The sequence below is a fragment of the Pseudogulbenkiania subflava DSM 22618 genome, assembly GCF_900177275.1.
GTDB lineage: Bacteria > Pseudomonadota > Gammaproteobacteria > Burkholderiales > Chromobacteriaceae > Pseudogulbenkiania > Pseudogulbenkiania subflava.
The window spans coordinates 1-1730 of record NZ_FXAG01000044.1; the positions used below are offsets into that span (position 1 = coordinate 1).

2 protein-coding genes are annotated in these 1730 nt (G+C 40.6%); both read left to right on the plus strand.

Features of this window, described 5'->3' with window-relative positions; translation table 11 throughout:
* The first annotated feature begins 107 nt into the window (after window positions 1-107).
* The gene (locus B9N72_RS20465) at window positions 108-956 is read left to right on the plus strand and encodes a BglII/BstYI family type II restriction endonuclease (RefSeq protein ID WP_085278001.1); all 849 of its coding nucleotides are present in this window, start codon (window positions 108-110) and stop codon (window positions 954-956) included.
* A gap of 21 nt (window positions 957-977) precedes the next feature.
* Complete coding sequence (locus B9N72_RS20470) at window positions 978-1640, plus strand: HAD family hydrolase (protein ID WP_085278002.1); 663 nt, start codon at window positions 978-980, stop codon at window positions 1638-1640.
* Window positions 1641-1730 lie beyond the last annotated feature (90 nt).

Below are 1730 nucleotides of genomic sequence, written 5' to 3' on the forward strand. Positions count from 1 at the left end.
GGTCAATGTGAGTTTACGCATCGTCGAACCGGCATCAGGGAGATACGCAAACAGAAGCAAAAATCATTCCAACTTAGTTGTGCGGCACTACTTAAATAAAGAAAAATATGGCACAGCAAGAAAATATAGAGCAAGACCAAGATAATGAAGATCTTGAGGTAGACCTTCACGAGGATGATTCTGATATTGCCTTACGGCCAGGCCCGAATGCGGATGATCCTGCTGATATCGAACGTTATATTAGTGCCGAAGTGCGAAAGCTTTATGACGTTTATAGCTATCGGCATGCCGCAGCAATTTTAGCTAATTCATTTCCAGAAGAGTTACGTGAAATAGAGCAAGCATTGCTTTCCTTTCGCATTACTCAGCGAGAAATTGGCATTCCTGGTGGGAACGAGTCAGACATGCCCAAAAAATTTTCTCGTTCTTTGAGACCTGAAGGCTGGGTGGAGGCCCGCATACAAGGCGACCTGCTAGTCCGAATGCAAGAGTACGATGAGCAATTTCTGGAAAATGGTAAAATAAAAAAGATTAAGCGTGATGAAAGTGAGCCGCGTATAATTAGAAATTTTATTGATGGCCATAAGATTGATTATGTTAAAGGCCGTGTTGCCTTTGATTTGGAGTGGAACTCTAAGGACCAAACTTTTGATCGAGACCTTTATGCTCTTCGTGCTTTTCATGAGTGTGGTCTCATCAGTACAGGCGTCTTAGTCACACGAAGCGAGAGCCTCAATCCTGTATTTGACGTGGTACCTCAATTGACAAAGACAGGAGAGGTTGAGCTTTATAAAAAAGGTAAATTTGCTGGGGAGCCGAAACCGGTAAAAGCAAAATATGGGGCAAGTACAACCTGGATGGGGAAGCTCCTTTATCGATTAAATGCGGGTCGCCATGGCGGATGCCCAGTGCTTGTGTTTGGCATAACGCCCAAACTTATAGTTGACTGGGACTGATTGGGATAATTATTTTTTACCATGAGAAATTTGCCCAAAAAGGTATTGATAACTGATATCGATAACACTCTTTTCGATTGGTTTTCTATGTGGCATGACTCATTTTCTGCCATGATGGAGGCCGTTGCTAATATTTCTGGTGTAAGTCAAGATATTCTTCTCCATGATGCTAAGCTAGTGCATCAAAAGCATGGTACTTCTGAATATGCATTTCTTTTGGAGGAATTGCCTTGCCTGAAAGATTTATATGGGACTAAAGAAAATATTTTGAGAGAGTTGGCAGGTGCTATTTCTATCTATAGAAAGGTAAGAGATGAGAAATTAGTGCTTTATGATGGGGTGATGGGTGTCTTGTGTGAATTGAAAAATCGTGGTGTTAAAATTTACGCATTTTCAGAATCCAAAGAGTATTATTCATCCTATCGCATTTCACATCTTGGATTGGATGGGGTTTTGGATGCCCTTTACTGTCCTGAGGATCATGAAATTCCAGCAGGGAAATTAAAAACAAATTTACTTGTTCAGACAAAATGCAACCTTTTGCCTGGTGAATTTAAAAAGCCGAATAAAGAAATTCTTCTTAAAATATTAGAGAGCCAAAATATAGCTCTGGAAAGTGCTTTGTACGTTGGTGATAGTAAAGCCAAAGATATAAAAATGGCCATTGATGCGAATATTGACTAAGTAATCACGCATAACTAAATTTGAGTTCTGTGCCAACCCTATCCAGCAAGTCGGTCACCTTGCTTTTCAATTCGGTGGCACCCCATGTCT

What these genes read in the sequence shown, in the direction of transcription:
- B9N72_RS20465 (WP_085278001.1), top strand. Translation starts at nt 108, where the DNA reads ATGGCACAGCAAGAAAATATAGAGCAAGACCAAGATAATGAAGATCTT.
- B9N72_RS20470 (WP_085278002.1), top strand. Translation starts at nt 978, where the DNA reads ATGAGAAATTTGCCCAAAAAGGTATTGATAACTGATATCGATAACACT.